This window comes from Pontiella sp., from assembly GCF_041622395.1.
Classification (GTDB): domain Bacteria; phylum Verrucomicrobiota; class Kiritimatiellia; order Kiritimatiellales; family Pontiellaceae; genus Pontiella.
In genome coordinates, this window is record NZ_JBFJYW010000167.1 from 1 (window position 1) to 8,514 (window position 8,514).

Annotated in this window: 8 protein-coding genes; 4 read left to right on the top strand and 4 right to left on the bottom strand. The window is 61.3% G+C overall.

Annotated elements, in window-relative coordinates:
- Together uvrB and ABYO54_RS10480 are read right to left on the bottom strand one after the other, a co-directional pair.
- The coding region (gene uvrB / locus ABYO54_RS10475) for an excinuclease ABC subunit UvrB (protein WP_372808196.1) at positions 1–1,450 on the bottom strand (1,450 nt) is incomplete at its 3' end.
- 2 nt (positions 1,451–1,452) lie between these two features.
- Positions 1,453–2,637 carry an iron-containing alcohol dehydrogenase gene (locus tag ABYO54_RS10480; RefSeq protein ID WP_372808197.1) on the bottom strand — a complete coding sequence of 395 codons (1,185 nt, stop codon included), beginning with the start codon at positions 2,635–2,637 and terminating at the stop codon, positions 1,453–1,455.
- A gap of 174 nt (positions 2,638–2,811) precedes the next feature.
- Between ABYO54_RS10480 and folD the strand changes: the two genes are divergently transcribed.
- From folD to ABYO54_RS10500, 4 genes are read left to right on the top strand one after another with little or no spacing between them, the layout of a single operon-like run.
- Positions 2,812–3,699 (top strand): bifunctional methylenetetrahydrofolate dehydrogenase/methenyltetrahydrofolate cyclohydrolase FolD, encoded by an 888-nt coding sequence (gene folD, locus ABYO54_RS10485; RefSeq protein ID WP_372808198.1) that lies wholly within the window; start codon positions 2,812–2,814, stop codon positions 3,697–3,699.
- 51 nt (positions 3,700–3,750) lie between these two features.
- Complete coding sequence (locus ABYO54_RS10490; RefSeq protein ID WP_372808199.1) at positions 3,751–4,263, top strand: ferritin; 513 nt, start codon at positions 3,751–3,753, stop codon at positions 4,261–4,263.
- 11 nt (positions 4,264–4,274) lie between these two features.
- Positions 4,275–5,051, top strand: a complete 777-nt coding sequence (locus ABYO54_RS10495) for a hypothetical protein (RefSeq protein ID WP_372808200.1) — start codon at positions 4,275–4,277, stop codon at positions 5,049–5,051.
- 8 nt (positions 5,052–5,059) lie between these two features.
- Complete coding sequence (locus ABYO54_RS10500; protein ID WP_372808201.1) at positions 5,060–5,383, top strand: hypothetical protein; 324 nt, start codon at positions 5,060–5,062, stop codon at positions 5,381–5,383.
- 27 nt (positions 5,384–5,410) lie between these two features.
- Here ABYO54_RS10500 and ABYO54_RS10505 read toward each other — a convergent pair whose 3' ends face one another.
- Positions 5,411–6,715 carry a tetratricopeptide repeat protein gene (locus ABYO54_RS10505; RefSeq protein ID WP_372808202.1) on the bottom strand — a complete coding sequence of 435 codons (1,305 nt, stop codon included), beginning with the start codon at positions 6,713–6,715 and terminating at the stop codon, positions 5,411–5,413.
- 59 nt (positions 6,716–6,774) lie between these two features.
- Positions 6,775–8,262, bottom strand: a complete 1,488-nt coding sequence (gene cls / locus ABYO54_RS10510; protein WP_372808203.1) for a cardiolipin synthase — start codon at positions 8,260–8,262, stop codon at positions 6,775–6,777.
- Positions 8,263–8,514: the final 252 nt, after the last annotated feature.

Below are 8,514 nucleotides of genomic sequence, written 5' to 3' on the forward strand. Positions count from 1 at the left end.
GCTCGAGCGCATCGATGTCGGAGTGCAGATATTGGAGCTTCAGTCCGGTTTTTTCGAGGTATTCGGCCAAATCCTCCGCCGTTCGCTTGGTGAGGGTGGTCACCAGCGTGCGTTCGTTCCGTTCGGCGCGGATGCGGATCTCCTCCATCAGGTCGTCGATCTGGTTCTTGAGCGGGCGCAGTTCGACGGGCGGATCGATGATGCCCGTGGGGCGGATGATCTGCTCGACGGGGATGCCGCCGTGCTCCAGTTCGTAGGGCCCCGGCGTTGCGGAGAGGAACACGATTTCGTTGGTGACCCCCATGAACTCGTCGAAGTTCATCGGGCGGTTGTCGAGCGCCGAGGGGAGGCGGAAGCCGTGCTCGACCAGCGTGCGCTTGCGCGCCTGGTCGCCGTTGTACATGCCGCGCACCTGCGGCAGGGTGACGTGCGATTCGTCGATGATCGTCAGGAAGCTGCCGGGAAAATAGTCGAGCAGGCATTCCGGGCGCTGCCCGGCCTCGCGGCCGGCCAGGTGGCGCGAATAGTTTTCGATCCCGCCGCAGAAGCCGATTTCCTTGAGCATTTCGAGGTCGTACTCCGTGCGCATCTTGATGCGCTGCGCCTCGATCAGGCGGTTTTCCCGCTCGAAGACGGCAACTTGTTGCTCCATCTCCTGGCGGATGGCCACGAGCGCGGCGTCGATCTTCGTCTGCGGCATCACGAAGTGTTTGGCCGGGGAGATCATCATATGCTCGTAGGTTTCGAGCGTGTTGCCCGTCAGCGGATCGACCTTCTTGACCGCCTCGATCTCGTCGCCCCAGAATTCCAGTCGGATCATGTAGTCCTTGGCGTAGGAGGGGAAGATGTCGAGCGTGTCGCCGCGCACGCGGAACTTGCCGGGGCCGGGTTCGTAGTCGTTGCGCTCGTACTGGATGTCGACCAGCTTTTTCAGGATGGCGTCGCGGTTGGCGCTTTCGCCGACGTTGGCGCTGACGACCATTTGTTTGTAGTCTTCCGGCGATCCCAGTCCATAGATGCAGGAGACCGAGGCCACGATGATGACATCCTCGCGGTTGAGCAGGGCGTCGGTGGCGGCGAGGCGCAGGCGTTCGATCTCGTCGTTGATGGCCGAATCCTTCTCGATGAAGGTGTCGGTCTGCGGGATGTAGGCCTCGGGCTGGTAATAGTCGTAGTAGGAGACGAAATATTCGACCGCGTTGTGCGGGAAGAAGGATTTCAGCTCGGCATAGAGCTGGGCGGCGAGCGTCTTGTTGTGCGAGAGCACCAGGGCCGGGCGGCCGTGCCGCGCTATGGCGTTGGCGATCGTGAAGGTTTTGCCCGATCCCGTCACCCCTTCCAGCGTCTGGAACTTGCGGCTCTTGGCCAGCCCGGCGCACAGCTTCTCGATCGCGTCGGGTTGGTCGCCCGTCGGCTGGAAGTCGGCAACTAGCTGGAAGGGAGTGTCCATGGTCAGAGGGCTCGGAGGTAGATATCGCGGATGATTGGTTCGGTGTAGTCGGTCATGCCGCGCTGCTGGAAGGCGGCCGAGGCGAGGGCCGTCAGGCGGTCGATGTCGGGCTCGATGCCGGCTTCGGTGCAGCTGACCGGAGATCCGATGGAGCGGTAGTAGTCCGTCAGGGCGTCGGCGACGGCGTCGATGGAGCCGGGCGCTTCCAGGCCCAGGACGCAGCGGCCAAACCGCAAAATCCGCGGCTCGTGTTTTGCTCCAACAACGCGCATCCAGGCAGGAATGATGATGGAGAGTCCGGCGCCGTGGGCAATGTCGTATACCGCGCTCAGCGGCATTTCGAGCGCGTGGCACGGCATGCCCCACGCCGGAATGCCGGCTTGGCAGATGCCGCTCCAGGCCAGAGTGGCCGACCACATGAAGGCGGCGCGCGCATCGTAGTCGGCCGGGTTTTCCCGGATCGCCGCCATCGATTCCATGGTTGCCTTTGCAACGCCTTCGATCATTCCATCCTGAACGGGGAGGTGCCCTGCGGCGGTGGTGAGATAGCCCTCCATCAGATGCGACAGGATGTCGGTGCAGGCGAAGGCGGTTTGGCGGGCGGAAAGCGAGAAGGTGGTTTCCGGGTCGAGGAAAGACGCCTTGGGGTTGAGCAGGGGCGGGCAGACGAGCGCGTTCTTTTCGTCGGTCTCTTCGTTGGATAGGACGGCGATGCCGTTCATTTCCGAGCCGGTGGCGGGCAGGGTGAGCACGGCCACGACCGGCAGGGCCGTTTGCGGAGCTTCCCGCTTGGCAAAGAATTCCCAGACGTCGGTGTCGGACGCCGCGCCGAGGGCGATGGCTTTCGATTCGTCGACCACGCTGCCGCCGCCGACGGCCAGAATCAGGTCGACGTTTTCGGCGCGCGCCTTGGCCACGCCATCGCGCGCATGGCAGAGCACCGGGTTGCCCTGCACGCCGCCATGCTCCGCAAAGGCGATGCCGCTTGCGGCGAGTTGCGCAACGACCGCATCGTAGACGCCGTTGCTCTTGATGCTGCCGCCGCCGTAGACGAGCAGGACCTTCGACGCGCCAAGCCGCGTCAGTTCATCGCCCAGCTGGGCGATCACGCCGCGGCCAAACTGGATCTTCGTGGGATTTGCATAGGTGAAATTATTCATGTCGTTGACTCCGATGTTGTGCGCCATGCTTATCAGATTCCGGGCCCGTTCGAAAAGCCGCCTCCCAAACAAATGACGCGGGCGGGATGCGTTCGCCGGGAAGTTTGTTGAACTCGGGCTTTGATCCCGCTGCGGGCGACAGGTATTGTTCCGCAATCCTTTGAAACACCTATTAAAGAGCATAACCGTAGGGGGAGTGGCATGTCGGCGAAGATTATCGATGGAAAGCGGATTGCGGCGGATATCCGCGACGAGTTGAAGGCGGAGGTCGCCGCGCTGAAGCAAAAGGGGATCGTTCCCGGGCTGGGCGTGATTCTGGTGGGGTCCGATCCGGCCTCGCAGTCGTATGTCAGTGCCAAGGAAAAGGCGTGCGAAAACATCGGGATCTATTCCGACGACAACCGCCTGCCGGCCGAAACCACGCAGGAGGAGTTGCTGGCCCTCGTGGAGCGGATGAACAAGGATCCGAAGATCAACGGCATTCTGGTGCAGCTGCCGCTGCCGAAGCATATCGACGAGTCGGCCATCTTGCTGGCGATCGATCCGGACAAGGATGTGGATGGATTCCATCCGATGAACGTCGGCAAGATGATGGTGGGCGAGGAGACGTTCCTGCCCTGCACGCCGCACGGCGTGCTCCAGATGCTCAAGCGCAGCGGGGTCGAAACCGAAGGCGCGCACGTGGTGGTGGTCGGCCGCAGCAATATCGTCGGCAAACCCGTTGCCAACATGCTCTTGCAGAAGAAGGACGGCGCGAACGCGACGGTCACGCTCTGCCATACCCGCACCAAGGACCTCGGCTACCACACCCGGCAGGCCGACATCATCATCGCCGCGTCCGGCTGGCCGAACACGGTGACCGCCGACATGGTGAAAGAGGGCGCGGTGGTGATCGACGTCGGCGTCAACCGCGTCGAAGATGCCTCGCGCGAGCGCGGCTACCGTTTGGTGGGCGACGTCGATTTCGATGCCGTGAAGGAAAAGGCGTCGATGATCACGCCCGTGCCGGGCGGCGTGGGGCCGATGACCATTACGATGTTGCTGTTCAATACGGTGATTTCGGCCAAGCGCGCCAATGGGATTGACTAATTTTATTTAAGGTGGATATTCGTTACTACAAAGATTAACAGGAGATTGGCGATGATATCGAAAAATATGCAGGCGGCCCTGAACGAGCAGGTAAACAAGGAATTCTTTTCGGCATACATGTATCTGGCGATGTCGGCGTATTGCAACACGCTTGGGCTTCCCGGCTTTGCGCACTGGATGCGCATGCAGTACGAAGAGGAAATCATGCACGTCACCAAAATGTACGACTATATCCTCTCCCAGGGCGGCGAGGTTGAACTCAAGGCGATCGAAAAACCGGAGAAGGAATATGGCCGTCCGCTCGCCATTTTCCAAAAGACGCTCGAGCACGAGCAGTACGTGACCGGACTGATCCACAAGCTGATGGATCTGGCGATCGAAGAGCGCGACTATGCCACGCAAGCCTTCCTCCAATGGTATGTGACCGAGCAGGTCGAGGAAGAGTCCAACGTGAACGATATCGTGGCGCCGCTGCGCATGGTGGGCGAGGACAAGGGCGGCTTGATGATGATCGACCAGCAACTGGCCGCGCGTCTTGCCCCAACCCCGTTGCCCGTCAAATAGGAAGACCGATCATGAACAAGAAATATATTGTTGGTCTGGTGGCTTTGGTTGCCTGCGTGGCGACGTCGTTCGCCTCGCGCAAGGACGAGGTTACGCTCGTCTTGGTTCCGCGCGACGAGGTTTCGATGCGGATCGGCAAGGATATTTCCACGTTTTACCCAACGTTGCTCATCAGTTATCAGCTCGGGGCCAACGGGGCCGTGTCGTTGCATGGCTGGACGGGCAGCGAATGGGTGAACGTGTCGCCCGAAAAGTTCCGCGAAGGAACCTTTTTCCGCGCGGGACCGGACTCCGCCCTGATCGTCGAAGCGGCCGGGGCGCCGGTTCCGGAAACCCTCGTTCCGCCGGACGCCTGGTGCGGGGCCGTGTACAAGGTGGCCACCACCGATCCGCGGGCGATGATCCACCTGATCGGGCAGTATTTCGACTTCAAATACAAGGTCTGGAGCACCTTCTCCAAAAACTATGGCCTTTCCATGGATGCGATCAATCCCGGTGGGCTGAATGTGGCGTGGTACCACAAGCCGTTGCGCGAGAACTTGAAGAACCGCAGTTCGGCCGGTTTCGATGACCTGCAGCATTGGGTGGCCATACGCCATCCCGCACCCGTTCTCGAGGAAGAACCCGCGGCCGAGGAACCGCCTGCGACAGAAGAGCCCGTTGCGCAACCGGAAATGGAAACGCCCGAGGATCCCGTCGTGAATCCGTTTGAAGATGCCGCGCCCGAAGCCGTCGTGCTGGGGCCGGGAGAAGCGGAAGCCCAGCCGGCGAAGGTTCAAGGGAAATAGGGGTTCGTATGATGATTCGAAGGTTGGCCGCCGTGCTTATGGTCTCCGTCCTGTTGGCGGGGGCGGGTTGCGTCTCGAAGCAGGTCGAGCCCGAGCATAAACCCCAGCTTGGGGTTTCGCAGAACGCGGATGGAATCATAACCATCAGTCTCAATACCGAAGTGGGGTATATCTACACGATCCTGTATCAGGACCCGCAGGACCAGCGGTGGAAGGTCCTCTCGGATTGCAAAGCCCTTCGTGGCACGGGCAAAACCCTCGAAATCCAGAAGCGGGTCGATCCGCGCAAACCGGTCCCGGCGCTAACGGTCGATTATGTGAAACTCAAATAGGACCCGGCGCGCGCGCCGCGGTTCGTTTTAGCGTTCCACCCTTTTCGCGACGTCGCGGTAGGCGATGTCCACCGCGTAGATTTCGCGGAAGTAGTGGTCGGCCTCGCCGGCAAGGCCGTCCGCTTCGCAAAGCGATCCCAGTTCGTAAAGGATTTCCTTTTTGGTTTCATCCATCGTCGAGAGTTCGGGCAGGGCGGTTTCGAGCTGTTCGCGCGCGATCTGCAACTGGCCCTTGGCTTTGAAGGCCTTCGCCAGATAAAGCAAGGCGCGGATGCGCCGTTGCGGATTGCGCCGCGCATGCTGGAGCTGCTGGATGGCCTCGGTGAATCGGCCGTTCTCGAACAGCAGTTTCCCGTAATCGAACTTGAGCTGAAGGTCGTTCGGATAGCGTTCCGTTTGGGCGGCGGCGTTCTTGAGCCGCATTTCGGCCAGCTCGTTTCGAAGGGTGCTCGTCGTCTCCCGGTCGTCGCCATCCTCGGCCTCGGCGAGTTTGGACATGAGCAGGTGCTCCCGGGCCTCCAATAGCTTGCGGTCGATCTGCGGAACGTTCCCGCCCGCCATGTCCCGGCACGCCTGTAGGGTGTCGATCGCCGCGGCGTACTGCTTCCGGCGCAGTTGATGGTCGGCCAGCGCGCGGCGCAGGTTCAGGTCTTTCGGTTCCGCGTCGACCTTGGCCTGGATCTCTTCGAGCTCGTCGCGTCGGTCGGCTTCTGGCCGGATGACATCCCGATAACTCTCCGCCTTTTGCCACCCCGCCTTGCCCATCGTCAGCCGCGCGGCGGCATCCTTCATCTGCTTCAGGGCCTCGGTGTCGTGGGGGGCGAGTTTGCAGATTTGGCCGCGGCACTTGTATTCCAGGTCGAACTGTTGCGTTGTACGGTAAAGCCGCGCGAGCGGTTCGAGCACGGAGGGGGTCGGGGGTTTGTTGTCGTTCAGCACCTCCAGCGTCAGGATGGCGGCCTCGGGCAGATCGGCCGCTTCGGCGGCCTCGCACTGGACCTTGGCGAACGAGCGGTTGAGCGGATCGATCCGCAAGAGTTGTTCCGCCATTTCCAGCGCCTGGCGCGGATTCTTTTTCACGCGCGCCGAGGCCTTCATCAATCGCGCCGTCGCCTTTGCGATCGCCAGCTTTCCGGGGGGTGTTGCCTTGGTTTTTTTCACGGCGGCCGCGCGCAGCAGCTTGCGGATCTGGAGCAAGCCGGGTTCCAGTTTCAGGGCGGCCTCGAACATATCCATGGCGTAGTCGAGGTTGTCGCGCTCCATGGCGGCGATCCCCTTGTCGTAGTATGTCCGCACGCCCTGCGGCGCGTCTTCGAGTTTCACTTCGGCCATGCATGTCTCCGGGTTGCGAATGGCCTATTGCTACACCGGTCGGGACGAAAAAGGAATCTTTAAAGAACCGGGGTCATGAGGACGGCGAGGTTTTCGGCCAATTTCTGGACGCCGGGGCGCTGGAGCCATCCGTTGAGGTTGATTTCGGTGCTGAGCGCCATGTCTTCGATCACCATGCGCTTGAGTTTTCCGATGGCGTCGGCGTCTTCGAAGAGCACGGTGGTTTCGTAGTTGAGTTCGAGGCTGCGCACATCGAGGTTGGCGGTGCCGACGAGCGCGATGGCATTGTCGACCACCATGGCCTTGGCGTGGATAAAGGGCGGTTGGCGCTCGAAAATGCGCACCCCGGCATTGAGAAGCTCTTCGTAGAGCGCCTTCGAGGCGAGCCCTGCATAGTGGTGGTTGTTTTTCGCGGGGACGACGATGCAGACGTCGATGCCGCGGCGGGCGGCGGAGCGCAGCGCCTTGAGGATGTCGATGGTCGGAACGAAGTAGGGGGTAACGATCAGGATTTGTTGCTGCGCCATGACGATGGCATTGAAAAACGCTTCACCCACCAGTTCGGGCGGGGCGGAGGGGCCGCTGTCGATAATCCGGGCCTTGGCGGCTCCGCAGACTTGCGCGTTCGGGAAGTGCGCGGGTTGCAACAGGGTTTCGATGGGCTCCTCGGTCATGAAAAACCAATCGCGCAGGAAGGAGTATTGCAGCTCGTGGACGAGGGGGCCTTCGGCCATGAAGTGGTAGTCGCGGATGGCTTGTTGACCCTTCGAGGTCGTATTCTCGTCGGCCAGGTTCACGCCGCCGAAAAAGGCGACCCGCCCATCGACCACCAGGTTTTTGCGGTGGTTGCGCAGATTGATTTGGAACTGGCGCTTGAGGGGGTTGGCCTGGGTCCAACCGCAGATTTCGAAGTTGGGAACCTTGCGGTATTTGCGGAAGAGGCCGCCGAGGTAGGCGTGGGTGGAGCCGAAGGTATCGAACATCAGGCGCACCTGGACGCCTTGTTCGGCCTTGGCCGCGAGGGCCTCGAGGACCCGGCGTCCGGTTTCGTCGCGCTGGATGATGAAGCTTTGCAGGTGGATGTGGTGCTCGGCGGTGCGGATGGCCTGGAGCATGAGCGGGTAGGCTTCGTCGCCGCTGACCAGCGGGGTGATGCGGTTTCCTTCGAGTAAGGGATGTTCGAGGTTGAGGGCGTCGATCGAATGGTTCAGCTTGCGGCTTTGCTCGTTCCCGTATCCGTCGGGGCCGGCGCGGAAGCCGAGATGCCCGATCCCCATTTCCTGGTGCCGTTTGTTGCGCTGCAGCAACATCATCTGGTTGGCGGCTTTGTTGGCCAGCCCCTTGACCGGGACGCGGTCGATGCCGAAGGCGAGGTAGAGCAGCGGGCCGAAAAGCGGGAACGACCAGGCCACGAAGATCCACAGGATGGTGGCGCTGGCGTTGCGCCGACGTTTCAGGGCATGCACCAAGACCCCGGCAAAGGCCGCAATATGCAGCCCCGTGCTGATCACTACCCAATAGGTGACGTCGTGAGCTCCTGGTTCCATGGCAAGCATGCTAGGCAGTTGGCGTGTGAAATGAAATCTTAATTCTTCAATATGCGTCCGCATCGCGCTAGATTCAGCGTATGAAATTCATGCTGTACAACATTTGCTACGCCACGCACGGCAACCAGAAGAAGCTCCCGTTGCTCGGCCTGCTGGGCCGGACGCACGGACACTTGGACGAACTGATTGGGTTTATCGGCGACATCGATCCCGATGTGATCGGGCTGATCGAGGTCGATGGCGGCTCCTACC

Excerpts from the sequence above, each read along its gene's own strand:
- ABYO54_RS10480 (WP_372808197.1), bottom strand. The coding sequence starts at position 2,637 with ATGGCGCACAACATCGGAGTCAACGACATGAATAATTTCACCTATGCA.
- folD (WP_372808198.1), top strand. The coding sequence starts at position 2,812 with ATGTCGGCGAAGATTATCGATGGAAAGCGGATTGCGGCGGATATCCGC.
- ABYO54_RS10490 (WP_372808199.1), top strand. The coding sequence starts at position 3,751 with ATGATATCGAAAAATATGCAGGCGGCCCTGAACGAGCAGGTAAACAAG.
- ABYO54_RS10495 (WP_372808200.1), top strand. The coding sequence starts at position 4,275 with ATGAACAAGAAATATATTGTTGGTCTGGTGGCTTTGGTTGCCTGCGTG.
- ABYO54_RS10500 (WP_372808201.1), top strand. The coding sequence starts at position 5,060 with ATGATGATTCGAAGGTTGGCCGCCGTGCTTATGGTCTCCGTCCTGTTG.
- ABYO54_RS10505 (WP_372808202.1), bottom strand. The coding sequence starts at position 6,715 with ATGGCCGAAGTGAAACTCGAAGACGCGCCGCAGGGCGTGCGGACATAC.
- cls (WP_372808203.1), bottom strand. The coding sequence starts at position 8,262 with ATGGAACCAGGAGCTCACGACGTCACCTATTGGGTAGTGATCAGCACG.